General features: G+C 35.9%; 14 protein-coding genes. 5 read left to right on the top strand and 9 right to left on the bottom strand.

All coding sequences use genetic code 11. From position 1 onward, the window contains the following. Positions 1 to 19 precede the first annotated feature (19 nt). Positions 20 to 697 (top strand): FadR/GntR family transcriptional regulator, encoded by a 678-nt coding sequence (locus tag HHU08_RS11070; RefSeq protein ID WP_169188442.1) that lies wholly within the window; start codon positions 20 to 22, stop codon positions 695 to 697. Positions 698 to 771: 74 nt separating this feature from the next. Then, positions 772 to 1941 (top strand): MFS transporter, encoded by a 1170-nt coding sequence (locus tag HHU08_RS11065; RefSeq protein ID WP_407939810.1) that lies wholly within the window; start codon positions 772 to 774, stop codon positions 1939 to 1941. A 39-nt stretch (positions 1942 to 1980) separates the two neighbouring features. On the opposite strand, the gene HHU08_RS11060 is transcribed toward HHU08_RS11065, so the two are convergent. The 3 genes from HHU08_RS11060 to HHU08_RS11050 all read right to left on the bottom strand — a co-directional run bounded on the left by HHU08_RS11060 (position 1981) and on the right by HHU08_RS11050 (position 3913). Next, positions 1981 to 2289 carry a hypothetical protein gene (locus HHU08_RS11060; protein WP_169188441.1) on the bottom strand — a complete coding sequence of 103 codons (309 nt, stop codon included), beginning with the start codon at positions 2287 to 2289 and terminating at the stop codon, positions 1981 to 1983. A gap of 127 nt (positions 2290 to 2416) precedes the next feature. Next, positions 2417 to 3298, bottom strand: a complete 882-nt coding sequence (locus HHU08_RS11055) for an NAD-dependent epimerase/dehydratase family protein (protein WP_169188440.1) — start codon at positions 3296 to 3298, stop codon at positions 2417 to 2419. Positions 3299 to 3394: 96 nt separating this feature from the next. Further along, entirely contained in the window at positions 3395 to 3913 is a 519-nt protein-coding gene (locus tag HHU08_RS11050; protein WP_169188439.1) for a DUF3841 domain-containing protein, read from the bottom strand. Between the two features lie 395 nt (positions 3914 to 4308). On the opposite strand from HHU08_RS11050, the gene HHU08_RS24910 reads away from it, so the two are divergent. Beyond that, a complete protein-coding gene (locus tag HHU08_RS24910; protein WP_040344357.1) occupies positions 4309 to 4695 on the top strand; it encodes a hypothetical protein in 387 nt (128 codons plus the stop codon). A gap of 183 nt (positions 4696 to 4878) precedes the next feature. On the opposite strand, the gene tnpA is transcribed toward HHU08_RS24910, so the two are convergent. Continuing rightward, on the bottom strand, positions 4879 to 5364 hold the full coding sequence (gene tnpA, locus HHU08_RS11045; RefSeq protein ID WP_016205359.1) for an IS200/IS605 family transposase: 486 nt from the start codon (positions 5362 to 5364) through the stop codon (positions 4879 to 4881). Positions 5365 to 5589: 225 nt separating this feature from the next. Next, positions 5590 to 6111, bottom strand: a complete 522-nt coding sequence (locus HHU08_RS11040) for an ECF transporter S component (protein WP_407939864.1) — start codon at positions 6109 to 6111, stop codon at positions 5590 to 5592. Between the two features lie 149 nt (positions 6112 to 6260). Here HHU08_RS11040 and pdxR point away from each other — a divergent pair, with 149 nt between their 5' ends. Then, positions 6261 to 7658: a MocR-like pyridoxine biosynthesis transcription factor PdxR gene (gene pdxR / locus HHU08_RS11035; RefSeq protein ID WP_205835604.1), complete on the top strand. Its 1398-nt coding sequence runs from the start codon at positions 6261 to 6263 to the stop codon at positions 7656 to 7658. 336 nt (positions 7659 to 7994) lie between these two features. On the opposite strand, the gene HHU08_RS11030 is transcribed toward pdxR, so the two are convergent. From HHU08_RS11030 to HHU08_RS11015, 4 genes are all read right to left on the bottom strand, one after another. Beyond that, positions 7995 to 8519 carry a restriction endonuclease gene (locus HHU08_RS11030; protein WP_235678817.1) on the bottom strand — a complete coding sequence of 175 codons (525 nt, stop codon included), beginning with the start codon at positions 8517 to 8519 and terminating at the stop codon, positions 7995 to 7997. Positions 8520 to 8830: 311 nt separating this feature from the next. Beyond that, positions 8831 to 9007: a hypothetical protein gene (locus HHU08_RS11025; protein WP_169188437.1), complete on the bottom strand. Its 177-nt coding sequence runs from the start codon at positions 9005 to 9007 to the stop codon at positions 8831 to 8833. 79 nt (positions 9008 to 9086) lie between these two features. Beyond that, positions 9087 to 10022, bottom strand: coding sequence for a DNA/RNA non-specific endonuclease (locus HHU08_RS11020; protein ID WP_169188436.1), 936 nt, complete (start codon positions 10020 to 10022; stop codon positions 9087 to 9089). Between the two features lie 494 nt (positions 10023 to 10516). After that, entirely contained in the window at positions 10517 to 11185 is a 669-nt protein-coding gene (locus tag HHU08_RS11015) for a Type 1 glutamine amidotransferase-like domain-containing protein (RefSeq protein ID WP_169188435.1), read from the bottom strand. A gap of 479 nt (positions 11186 to 11664) precedes the next feature. Here HHU08_RS11015 and HHU08_RS11010 point away from each other — a divergent pair, with 479 nt between their 5' ends. After that, the gene (locus HHU08_RS11010) at positions 11665 to 12996 is read left to right on the top strand and encodes a methyl-accepting chemotaxis protein (protein WP_169188434.1); all 1332 of its coding nucleotides are present in this window, start codon (positions 11665 to 11667) and stop codon (positions 12994 to 12996) included. Positions 12997 to 13140: the final 144 nt, after the last annotated feature.

The raw sequence follows: 13140 nt of genomic DNA, 5'->3' as shown, positions 1-13140 counted from the left end.
GTTAAGGAGAGTGAAAAGCATGACGAATCATTCATCCTCATTTTCTAAAGTAACAGGAAGAAAATTGACAGATGAAATCATTGAACAACTTAAAAATAAAATATTTTCTGGTACCTTTAAAGTTGGGGATCGCCTTCCTCCTGAGCCCCAGTTAATGGAAGAATTTTCGGTTGGTCGTTCAACCCTTCGTGAGGCTATAAAGGTGCTCGTGCATGCTGGTATTCTTGAAGTGAAGCAAGGAAGAGGGACACGAATCATCTCACTGGATTGGGCAAATGAAACATCCTTTGATCAACAGCTTAAGCAGGCGGATACAAACGATATTTATGAAGCAAGGACAATGTTAGATCAAGAGATCGTCAAATTGGCTGTCAAACGAAGAACGCAAGAAGATTTATTACATATAAAATCATGGTTAGATAAACGGTACCACGCCTTGCAAAATGGAAATTATGCCACCTATGTAGAAGCCGATATTGAATTTCATCTTGCTATTGCAAAGGCAAGTCATAATAAAGTTTTATTTGACCTCTATCAAGCTTTCACCCCTGTGTTAACAAGGATTTTAAGTAATTTTCTTTTGCATCAAAGCAATTACAGAGATAATTCCGAAATTCATCAACAACTATTTGAGGCGATTTTAGCTCAGGATGAGAAAAAAGCTATTCAATATGTACTTAATAACTTGGAGCTATAACAGCTCCTTATTTTCAACTTTAAACGTCTGATGATATGATGTATTTATTAAAAAAATAAAAGGATGGACTGAAAATGAAGAAACAAATAGTTTTGATGATTATTGCACTTTTTTTCGTATCATTTAATCTAAGAACAAGTATTGCGGCAATCTCCCCAGTTTTAGAAAGCGTTCGAGCTGATTTACATTTATCCAATGGGATTGTTAGTTTATTGACCGCAATTCCGGTTATTTGCATGGGTTTTTTTGCATTTTTTGCAGTGAAAATAAGTGCACGATTCGGTTTAGAAAGAACAATTGCTGCTTGCTTAGTTCTTATTGGAGTTGCTACTGCTTTACGCGCTTTCAGTCATTCTGCTTTCACCTTGCTCCTTACCGCCTTTTTTATCGGGATTGGCATAGCGATCGCCGGACCACTTGTTTCTGGTTATATCAAGCAACAATTCCCCCATCAAATCGGGATGATGATTGGCATCTATTCTGTAGGGATGGGATTAGGAGCATCCTTTAGCGCTGGATTGATGTTACCTTTGCAAAAGTACTTAAATAATTCTTGGCAACTAGCTCTTGCAAGCTGGAGCATTTTTGCCGTAATCGGTTTACTTTTTTGGTATCCGCAAATGGTCAAAGATAGAGAGATTGCTCTTACCTCCAAGATACCAACTCAGCTACCATGGAAAAATAAAAAAGCGTGGATGTTTACGCTCTTATTTGGCTTACAATCGGGAATTTTTTACACGATTAGTACTTGGCTTGCACCAATTGCTCAATCACTGGGCTTTAACGGCACTCAATCTGGGACACTCATTACCTTTTTTACCATTATTCAAATGATTTTTAGCTTCCTAATTCCTTCTCTAGCTGATCTATATAAAAACGAAAAAGCTTGGTTATTAGGTAGTATTGGATTTGTGTTTATTGGTTTATTGCTGTTCCTTTATCCCCTAGTTACTCCTTGGATTGCTACCGGACTAATTGCTGTAGGACTTGGAGGGTTATTTCCCCTTGCCTTGGCTTTGCCATTAAACGCCACAAACTCTTCCCAAGAAGCAAGTGCCTGGACTTCGATGATGCAAGGAATTGGGTACATGATTGGTGGGATTATTCCCATTATAGCTGGATTAATAAGGGACTATATCTCTTATGATAAGCAAGTATTTGTCATGATGATGATTCTTTGTTGCATTATGATGATTGCTTTATCTAGGTGGAAAGAAAAAAGTTCATTACCTTCAAACAGTTAAAAAAATGGTTTTCATCCTCCACGATGAAAACCATTTTTGCTATTGCTTAGCTTTAATTTGTTCCCGGATTTTCTCCAGTTGTTCGAGTGATAATTCTCCTAAAGATTCTTTAATTTCCTCTTCCATAAGCTTGCGGTTTTTCTCTCGATATTGATTCCACCAGGCCCGAAGTCCTTCTGTTTGATCCAATATGTATTCAATGTCGATTTCTTCTACCTCATCATCAGAAATATACTCCAACACTGCCGCTAACATGCGGTTTAGTTTATCCACTTCCCCTTCTTTCTTTTTCGTATTAGTAGGTTCCTTTACTACTTCTTTGCTAATCCCTTCATCTTTGCGAGGCATCGTTTTCCTCCTACCTTTATTCCTGTTTTTTCTAGTATTTCCGTTCGAAAAAATCACTATTCTTTCCAGTGCAGGAAAAAGGATATCCTTATAATGAAGAAATTAGAGGAATTAATGATGTAAAATTTTACTTAATATTACTTGCAATCCCCTCAATCAAAGGTCTTAACCATTCATCTAGATTAGTGAACACAAAACCTGCTTTTTCTGCCTTTTCCGTATTCATATACCATGTGGCAGGAATCGCAAATGGGGATGTATTTTCCTCGTCCCCTTCTAACGTTATTTTCGCAGCATGCCCTGTAATCTTTTCGATTATACAGATTAATTCTCTCATTGAAATTTTTCCATTTGCCGTTGCATTAAATGGACCTTCCACGTCTGACAAACCTGTCCATTTTAGGAATGCAGCAGCTTCTGAGGCAAGAATAAAGGACATTTCTGCATCCATATTAACAAAACCAATCGTTTTTCCTTGCTGAATCCGCTCCACATGAAAATGCAAACGGCGTGTGTAATCATCTTCCCCTAACACGATGGGAAACCTAACTGCCACAACTGGAAATGTTGCATACTGAAAGAAAACAGCTTCCGCTTGTCGCTTTCCTTCATTATATGTAAAAGCTTCTTTATCTCCCCATGCTATCGGATAATCATAAGGATCAAAGTCTTCTTCTCTTTTTTCTTTTCCATCTGCAGAATACGTCGACAAGGAAGATGTAAACACAAGTTTGCCAATATTCCCGTTAAAAACTTCACAGAAATCCCTTGCTTCATTCGATGTATAGCAAATATTGTCATAAACAATATCAAATTTTCGTCCTTCAAAATGATTTTTAAGTTGTTCCTTCATAGAGCGATCACCGATGATATGCTCCACTTGATCGTCAAATGGATGACTTGTTGTCCCACGGGTCATTATCGTAACCTGATGCCCCTCTTCCAACAGCACTTCCACAAGCTTTCTTCCGAAAAAACGTGTTCCACCAAGTACTAAAATTTTTTTCATCTATTTCACTCCTAAACTATGACATGCGTATTACATTCCATATGGAAAAGATATTTCCTCCTTTTTTATCCATTATATTATGTCCATGAAACGATCTTAATTAGCAATAAAATATTCTATGTTCAAAATCTGTTCTTTCTGAATCACGGATGTAACTCCCTGAACAATTTGGTCCCCATTATTCCACATTTCTGAGTTGCGTAATTTTGCTAAGTGAAATATTCTTTCCCAGCTTTGTTTCTTTGTAATCGTTAATTTTCCCTGTTCAAACAACCTATCTTCTTCCTCTGAAATCATACAAAAGCCGTCATTTAACACACAGTGCCAAGCATCAAAATCAGAAAGAAGAACTTTATTTTCTGGTATTTCGACTGTTAAACATACAGCTTTTGTTCCTTTGTTAAAATGACCTTCCTCTCTTAAATTCGGTTTTGTCGCCCATAGCCAAATAGGCATCAAACCATTATTATTTATTCTCTTATCCATTTGTTCAATCATCCACTTATAGGAAGGGAGGAAATCTTTATCCACAAACTCCCCGTTCCCAGTTAAAAAGCCGTTTTTATTTAAGTTATTGACCACTTCCACTGCTTGGTTGGTGAAGTATACAGACATCTATCGAGCTCCTATTCTTCCATTTCGCTATTTTAGAAAAATCACTATTATGGTAATATTAAACAAAAAAAGGAAAAGAGGATACTATGAAACATAATTTTTTTAGCAAAGCTTCTTTTGTTATTTTTGTAATAGCTCTTGTGGCTTATATCCTTCCGTTTTTTATGAACATTGCTTTTCCCAATACTTTCTCTATATTACTCCTTTGGCTTTTTCCACTCATTGGGATTATCTGTGGGTTCTTAGGAAAAAGAGGATTCTTTAAAATTAGCGGTCTTATAGGCAATTTCCTTATTCTCACATTAACGGTAGTAATACCTCTCATTAGTTCATTTTTTTGGAATGAACCTTGATTCTCTCTATTGAATAAATGAATTTTGATTGGGGGTATTTATTTGCAAAAGCAATCATTTCTAATAATCTTATTAAATATCGCCATCTTTTGTCTAAATCAGTATTTATTCTTTTCTGTTCATAATCCCAATTTCCTATTGCTGCATTTATATTTTCTTATCTCTTTTTTGCCTTTGAATGTATGGATTTGGCGCAGTAAATTTAAAATAGATTTTTATCATCACTGGACATGTATTTATATAGGACTACTATTCTCCATTTTCCTATTCATTCTATTTAAATCATGGACAACGGATAAGACAGATTTTATATCTGGAGGCGAATTCTACTTTGATTTATTTTTAACTATATTTGTTTTTGCTTTTGTAGAGTTACTAATATTAATTTGTTTGAACGGGGTTACTTATATTTTTAAAAGATTCGGCTAAAACTAAATTTATACATTTCGAAGCATAATTTATCCTTTTTTCAATAAAATAAGGACCACCCGTGAGAACGGGTGGTTTTCTCTGCGGCTGAAAGCCTTTGTTACTGATCAAATCCTAAAGGGCTACTGAAAGGTTCGCCAATTGTACTACTTTTACTGGCCAGACCCCAAAGGCCTTCTCCCCTTAATTTTTTCGTTTCTTTTTCTTTACTTCTTCCCCTGTGAATGAATCGATATATTCCATCATCGTTAATTGTTCTGCGACTATATCATCTTGTATTTGATTACGTATATATTCTTCTATTACCTTCTTGTTTCTTCCTACCGTATCTACATAATATCCTGTACACCAAAATTTTCGATTTCCATACTTATATTTCAGTTGTGCATGTCGATCAAATATCATCAAGCTACTTTTTCCTTTTAGATATCCTACGAATGCTGATACACTTAATTTTGGCGGAATACTCACTAACATATGTACGTGATCCTTACACGCTGTTGCTTCTATTATCTCCACGCCTTTCCTCTCACACAAGGTACGTAAGATTTGTCCAATATCTTTCTTAATTTTCCCGTAAATTATTTGTCTTCTATATTTTGGTGCAAATACTATGTGATACTTACAATTCCAAGTTGTGTGTGCTAAACTATTATTGTCTTTTGACATAAGAACTTCCTCCTGGCTATTTATTTTCGGTTGGCGAACCAAAAAATATTTTAGCACCTTGAGGAAGTTTTTTTAATACCACGCTGTAAGCTTTTTGGAACCCTAGGCATAGCCCAGGGTTTTCTTTTCTATAAAATAAATAAAGGTATTTAAATGTCCTCTCAGCAAGGACATTTAAATACCTTTTGTCTTTTTATGGTGCCTGGCACCCTTATTGAGGCACTCTTATTGAGTACGCACAATTCTTTGCTTAAACCCTTTTGTTAGTGGCACGACGATGATACCGGCGATGACAAGTTGCATGATATTACCTGGGACGGAGCCGAATGGCAGGATCCAGTTTCCATAAAGGATCACTTCTGTAAAATAGTAGCCGACAACTTTGATGATCATGGCAACAGCAACTGCTAGTAGATAGACAAAAGATTTTTTGCCAGGCATCTTTTCCACAATAAGTCCAGCTATATATCCCATAGTACCAACGATAACAAATGTGAACGGAGCCCACAATGTCCATCCTGACATAATATCGAATAAAGCCATTCCAAAAGCGCCTACAATCGCACCTGATTTCTTGCCAAAAATAAACGCAGCAATCAAAAACGGCACGTTACCCAAATGGATTAGTCCTCCATTTCCCATCAATGGCAGCCTGATGTTGATAAACATTGTAGCAAGAAACGTTAAAGTAATAAATAGTGCATTGAGAACCAGAATTCTCGTTTTGTTTTGTTCAGTCGCAAACATGCAAATCATCCTCTTCCTTCAAGTGTTTGTTTTTCAGTTTATAAAAAAGAATCTCCTCTTTTTCCATGATTACTAGTATAATAAAATCTGACAATATAAAAAGTGTCAATTTATATAAAAATAACATGGTCAGAAAGGAGGGTTCCCGAATGGATATGCTTATGTTTGAATTGAATAAAAACGCAACAAAACCCTTGTATGAGCAGCTTTATATGGGTATCAAAGCCGCTATTTTGAGCCAACAAATTGAAGTTGGAACGCAACTCCCCTCCAAAAAAAAATTGGCCGATTTTTTAAACATCAGCCAAACAACTATTGAAGTGGCATATGCTCAACTGGTTGCAGAGGGCTTTATTGTATCAAAACCACGGATTGGTTTTTTTGTAGAAGATATAAATGAATTACCTTATATTGAAACAGAACATGTTGAGTTGCCTATGGAGGATACAGAGAAAAAAACGATCCGGTTTGACTTTCATCCTGGAAAAATCGATACAGAGTCCTTTCCCTTCTCACAGTGGAGAAAGTATGCAAAAACTTTATATGATACCCCGTCGAAGGAGTTGCTACAGATTGGAGAACCCCAAGGGGAATACACTTTACGGACTGAAATAGCCAAATACCTATATCAATCGCGTGGGATTATATGTAAACCGGAACAAATTGTGATTGGTTCAGGAACAGAACAACTCTTTCCCATGATTTTAAGGTTGCTTGAAAATGATTCAAACTTAGCCCTTGAAAATCCTGGCTATTCAGCAAGCCCGAGAATTCAGCTACAAAATAAAGCGATCCCTATTCCAGTTGATGAAGACGGATTGATTGTGGAACAACTTGAAAAAACAAATGCGAATGTGGTCTATATTACGCCTTCCCATCAATTTCCGACAGGTGCAATTCTTTCCGCCACAAGAAGAACACAGTTAATGCAGTGGGCAGCAAAAAGTAAAAATCGCTATATCATTGAAGACGATTACGACAGCGAATTTCGTTACACTGGTAAACCTATTCCCGCCTTACACGGGATGGACCAAAACGATAAGGTGATTTATCTAAGTACGTTCACCAAGTCATTAATGCCCTCATTGCGATTGGCCTATTTTCTTTTGCCTTCCACATTGCTGAAAAAATATAAGGAAACGTTCAGTTATTATTCAGCAACTGTCCCAAGATTTGACCAGCATATAGTAGCCAGCTTCATGAGAGACGGTTACTTTTCAAAGCACTTAAACCGTATGCGGAAAATTTATCGTAAGAAACTTGATAAACTGACCTATATCTTTAAAACAGAATATCCTGAAGTCATCATCACTGGAGATCAAGCCGGGATGCATATTTTAATTTCCCTTCCGCTGGAAAAAAGTGAAAATGAGTTAAAAGCCATCGCAGCAAAAAGCCATATCTCCATTTATCCTTTAAGCGATTATCTGTTAAAACCAATAGAATATAAGCATCCAACATTTCTGTTAGGATTTGGAGGCATCCCATTAGAGAAAATCGAGGAAAGCATTCACCAATTAATGCAATGCTGGGAAATGGCAAAATAATTAAGCTTGTAACAACTCCAGCTAGAATCTCTATCTGGTTTATTTATGGCGCAGTATTATTTAAGAAGTACGTGTTAATACTTCTTAAACTGAATTAAAATATAAATAAAAAGCGTTTAAAACCTTATATAAAAAGGTTTTAAACGCTTTTTATTAACAGCTATTAGTATTTGATAATATTGGTAAGGAAATCATCTCTTTTATACTTAAATACTTTTTTTCAACCATTTTTATTAGTAGCTCCTTTCCATAATAAGATTTCCATTGTATAAGCCAGATATAATAAACGGGTTAATCTAATCAGATTAACCCGTTTATTATACTATTTTATGTAAATTATGCTCCCTTTTTTATTTCTAACATCCACTTCATCAATAAGTCTCTATCGATTAATAATACATTATTTGAGTGTGCTAATTTGACAGCGGGTGCAGTAAAATAGTTGTTTGTAATAACCCAACATTCATCAGCCTTATAATAGTTTTTAGCAGATACAACCTCTTGAACAGCTTTCAATCCAACCTTCTTTTTATACCGCTTGGCTTGCACGACAATTTTTTTATCATTATTTGATAGCACAAGATCAGCACCATAGTCACCTGTTACTGAAGTTAAATTTGCCTTATATCCTTTATTTCTTAATAAAACTTGTAGATATTCCTCAAAGACTTTTCCCTTCATTTTATCAACTTCTAGTATCCCTGATTTCTTTAACTTTTGTTGTCTAAAAAAGGTGACTATAGAAGCTAAAACAACTGATCCTATAAAAAATATGACAAGTACTAGCGTTAGCATTGGTTCAGCAGTAATAATCCCCCAAAACAACTCAAATCCCAATTTTACTCCCGTAAAAAAATCCATTATGTACACTTCCTTGAAAGAACTAATTTATTTTAATTCTATCATTAGATTATAATTAATAGGTATATTATCACAAAAAATGTTAAAAAATCTTGTTTCATTCCCCATTTACTTTCATAAACATACATTTAGAAACCAACTGCAGCTAAGGAGGCTCACAAAGAACGAGTGAAGCTTACTTAGTGCTTACCATAAATTGAATTAGGTGACTATTGAGATGCCTATAATTGCAAAAAAAAATGCAACTGATAGTATCAGCTACATTTTTACCGTTTTAATTCGTTTCCTATTTTTCTGAAGTTAAAAGAATATTATCTGGCATTCAATTTAGCCTTTATTTCCTCGTAAGTTTCTACGGTTTTATATGTGTTTACGGAGAAACCATTCGCTACTGTTATACGATTTTCTCTTACTTCTATTACTAACAAAGTGTTAATCAATATTTTTTCTTTGGACTTTTTATCCGTTACTTCGATAAATGAATTCAAAAAATCCCCTCCTTTTTATTGATTAAATATAATTGTTTAGTGTCGGAGGAGTTTTCCACTCTCCTAAAGTTCTAGAGGTTTACTCCCCTACCATACCGTCATTATCATTATCGCGCATATATTTGTACAACCAATGATCACTTGTTATTGGCATACTGAAACCGGCTGCTTTTGCTTCTGCGATTGTCACGATACCATTTCCATTTGTATCAATACTAGAAATATCATCGTTTATGTTTGAACTACTTGAATCGGAAGGCTCACTACCTGTTAAACCGAGTGATTCGTTTACTTCGTCAGGATTCACATTGTCAAATGAATCCGTAATGACATTTCCGTTCATTGTATAGGTATACTGATAACTGGAAGGAATTTGCGTTTCCGTATTCGGATAAGTGATAATTGCTTCAAAATTTGTGGCTCCACCTGCCTTGCGGATCACTTCTTCCATATAAGCTTGATCCCCATGTCGGTTGAGCGTACTATCTTGGGGGGTAATATTATAAGCATTCGATACCCCTCCGAGAGAATCAGCTATGATATGCCCTTCATCTAAAACGGCACTTTCCACACCAGGAACCTTTGCCTCATCAGGGTAGTATCTACCAGATGATAATACAGGTTCGTTATCGTCATCTTGTAGAATGATTTCATCAGCAACAACACGTACTAATTGCCCGTATTCATTCGTAAATGCCCAGTATTCACGGTCCCCATAACCAATGTCAACCACGACGTTAGGGTCACGATTTCCAGACAAATCACCACCATCAACTTCAATAAGTTTGTATCCTTTGAACAGTTCTTTTCTTGATTGGGTTGGAGTTTCCTCCGCTACTGGTTCATCGACCTTAGTGATAGTTTCTTTTTCTTCACTATTTTTATTTGTATTATCTGTGGTTTCTTCTTGTGGATCTGTTTCTCCATTTTTAATGGATGTATCTTCTACGTTGGTACAACCAACCATAAAGATGGTCATTAAAATCATGATTAAATAGTTCATTTTCTTTTTCATTCTATGCTCTCCCATGGTAGTTTTATATTATTCCTTTTGAAAATATCGGAATGTTAGGATAATTTATCAATATTAGCCCAATGATAATAGTATATTCCAAGATTAACTTTATTTCAGTAGATATTTGTTTGAAGTGTGAAAGATTAAAATTTCAATAAAGGCTTGCTCAGTTTAAATGAACTTGAGTAATGCTCCTAATCTATTAAATCCCTATAAAAACAAAAGAGACCAAAAAAGGATAGTTACTTCCCTTTTGGTCTCTTTTGTTTTTGCCTCTAATCTTCTTCTTTGCTCTAAAGGATCCACTCATTCTGAATAAGCATTGATAATTTCAGCGCCATTTACTACTAAATAAATCAAGCAGTAATGCTGAGTTATGATTATTCGCGCTTGCTAATGGTGTTAAGAGGTTAGGTCACAGCGACGCCTCCGAAACTTGTCGAACTATCCCACTATTCCATGAGAGTATATCAAGAAACGGGCGTATAGGATGCTCAAGGTGTAAATAGTCTCCAATTCCCTTCAGATAAAACTTCTACCGCTCCGTCAACTACTTTGATTGCAGTTTGATCGTCAATTGCATATGCAGGTCCCTGCATCTCGGCTGCCCATCTCTCTGCAGCAGCCATGGTGTTTCCCGGCAGCATCTCATGATCCAGGTGTGGAAAGATTGAAAAATCCACTAGTCTCAGTGTTTCATCACCCCCACCTGGTGGATCCCAGCCAACGAAGTATTCTCCTATTTTAGGCGTCATCACCATGCTCCCAGCACTCATTCCCACATAAACTGAGTTCAGGGATGGTAAAAGGTCTGCCAGTCCGGATTGATGCATCCAGTGGCACAGATAAAGGGCGTCACCGCCTGACACCAGCAATACATCTGTTTCCTGAACCAGCGGTATCCATCGGTTTTCATCGATACTCGGAAGCGCTGTGAGCTCCAATACGCCGACCGACTTCCAACCGAGGCCGACCATGGGATTCTCTTCCTTCCCACTGATGAACTGCCAGGCTTTGACGCGAGGGCCAACCCAAGGGTGCCCATACATCTCAGTGGGGATGCACAGGGCGTTTGATTCAGCAATCGGCTTTCCTAGCATGTCAACCAGTGCGTCGTGTATGCTTTTGTTATTGATGCCTCCAGATGTAAGCAGAAATTTCATAACTTCACTCCTGTCTATGTTTGGTACTGTCAAGTTTGTTCATCCTTGTAAGATAGCAGCCCTAGCTAATAGATGATTAATACACTTCAATTGAATCCTTGTTAATCAGATGTTTAGCTTATTTATCTATTCGAATACTGGTTAGGCTTACTCTGTCCTCTATACTTTACAATTCTACAAAACTTTTATAAATCCTTGTTTAACTAATCTCCACCATCCATTTCATCTATCGTCTCTTAAGGTTAAATTAAGGTTAATTCGTAATAATAAAATCCATTATCAGTTCAAAGATTTACAATAAGGAGGATCATAGAAGAATACTTAAAAACCAGAAGAAAAAGAAAATGATTTTACTAGGTTTTATGCTTAAAAATATATAATTCTTTCTAATTATTGTATATTTTTTCATCCAACGAATGCCAATTTATCTATTATTGAGCATTCAAAAATATTAAATTATAAACGGCGGTCATGACTTTATGAAAAAAATATCTACGAAAATTATTCTCTTATCATTATTAAACTCTGTGTTAGTCGCTATTATTAATGTAGGCGCATCATTAATCATGAGTAGTAGCGGTAGTGAAACTGCTGATCCTACTTCGAACGTAGAAGCGGCACAACAAATGCAAACAGGATTTATGATTCCTACACCAGTATTGTGGGGATTGTTTATTTCTTTAATTATTGGCGTTATATTATCTTATATTCTAGGAAAAGCGATTGAAAAACCAATTGTGAAAGTGACGGAATTTGCTCAAAAAACGGCTGATTTAAATTTAGTTGATACAGATGATGAGTTAGAAAGATTAATAGAAATAAAAGACCAAACTGGCCATATGGCAAGAGCACTATATGAAACTAGAAAAACACTGAAGAATCTAACTTCTGACTTACAAATAGTGTCTTCAACTGTCACTAATCACTCAAATAACCTGAGTAAAAATACAGCTGAAAATGTAAGCTCCATAACCCAAATGGTGAAAACGATAGATCAGCTTGCAACAGGTAACTCTGAACAAGCCGAGACAATGAGTGAGATTAGTAAGACTTTATCAGGTGTCGTTTCTTTAATCGATGGGATAGCTACGAAAACTTCTGAAAATGTAGAACAAGCTGCACACTCGTTAGAGTCTATTACGGAAGGTCAATCCAGTGTCGATATTCAGACAAAGAAAATGGAAGAAACGCTTCATGTATCAAATGGAGTAAATCATTCCATTAACGAATTAAAAGGAATGATTAATCAAGTTACTGGTTTTGTTGGTATTATTACCTCCATTGCAGAACAAACAAATTTATTGGCATTAAATGCATCTATAGAAGCTGCTCGAGCTGGCGAGGCTGGAAAAGGATTTTCCGTGGTAGCAGATGAAATTAGAAAGTTAGCAGAAGAAACATCTAATTCAGCAAGTGAAATAACATCCATTATTGAAAAGACTTCTGAGAAGACAGACTTAGCTGTTTCCAATATTGAACAATCCAATAAATTAGTAGCTGAACAAAAAGAAACCTTAAATATTACAAAAGAGGCTTTTGATAAAATTAGAAGAATGCATGAAGGAATTGTCGATGGATTTACACAAACAGCCGCCGCTATGAAGACTGTAAATAAAAATTCTCAAACAGTGTCTAATCAAATTCAAGACTTAACATCACATGTGGAAGAAATAGCTGCAAGTACAGAAGAAATAGCTGCAGTAGGACAAGAACAATTAGCTTCTACTGAAATCATTGCAAGTGCTGCTAAAGAGTTAGATATTTTAGCAGTGCAGTTAAATAAACAGATTAAAAAGTTTCAGATTTCCTAACGGGAGATAAATCTGAAATTAGGCTGATGTTTTATTCTTTTTTATGGTTACAGAATTGCCATTTTCCTTTTGGATTTATAGAAATTAGGAAGCGGGGACATAAGTATTTTCAACCAAATAACCCCAAACAGTTGAACTGCCCCC

It is taken from the genome of Niallia alba (assembly GCF_012933555.1).
GTDB lineage: Bacteria > Bacillota > Bacilli > Bacillales > Cytobacillaceae > Niallia > Niallia alba.
This window is presented reverse-complemented; position numbering and strand designations above follow the sequence as displayed.

Coding starts and splice junctions, on each gene's coding strand:
- HHU08_RS11040 (WP_407939864.1), bottom strand. CDS start 6,111: ATGTTTGCGACTGAACAAAACAAAACGAGAATTCTGGTTCTCAATGCA.
- HHU08_RS11015 (WP_169188435.1), bottom strand. CDS start 11,185: ATGAAATTTCTGCTTACATCTGGAGGCATCAATAACAAAAGCATACAC.
- HHU08_RS11055 (WP_169188440.1), bottom strand. CDS start 3,298: ATGAAAAAAATTTTAGTACTTGGTGGAACACGTTTTTTCGGAAGAAAG.
- HHU08_RS11070 (WP_169188442.1), top strand. CDS start 20: ATGACGAATCATTCATCCTCATTTTCTAAAGTAACAGGAAGAAAATTG.
- HHU08_RS11060 (WP_169188441.1), bottom strand. CDS start 2,289: ATGCCTCGCAAAGATGAAGGGATTAGCAAAGAAGTAGTAAAGGAACCT.
- HHU08_RS11010 (WP_169188434.1), top strand. CDS start 11,665: ATGAAAAAAATATCTACGAAAATTATTCTCTTATCATTATTAAACTCT.
- HHU08_RS11020 (WP_169188436.1), bottom strand. CDS start 10,022: ATGAAAAAGAAAATGAACTATTTAATCATGATTTTAATGACCATCTTT.
- tnpA (WP_016205359.1), bottom strand. CDS start 5,364: ATGTCAAAAGACAATAATAGTTTAGCACACACAACTTGGAATTGTAAG.
- HHU08_RS11030 (WP_235678817.1), bottom strand. CDS start 8,519: ATGGATTTTTTTACGGGAGTAAAATTGGGATTTGAGTTGTTTTGGGGG.
- HHU08_RS11065 (WP_407939810.1), top strand. CDS start 772: ATGAAGAAACAAATAGTTTTGATGATTATTGCACTTTTTTTCGTATCA.
- HHU08_RS11050 (WP_169188439.1), bottom strand. CDS start 3,913: ATGTCTGTATACTTCACCAACCAAGCAGTGGAAGTGGTCAATAACTTA.
- pdxR (WP_205835604.1), top strand. CDS start 6,261: ATGGATATGCTTATGTTTGAATTGAATAAAAACGCAACAAAACCCTTG.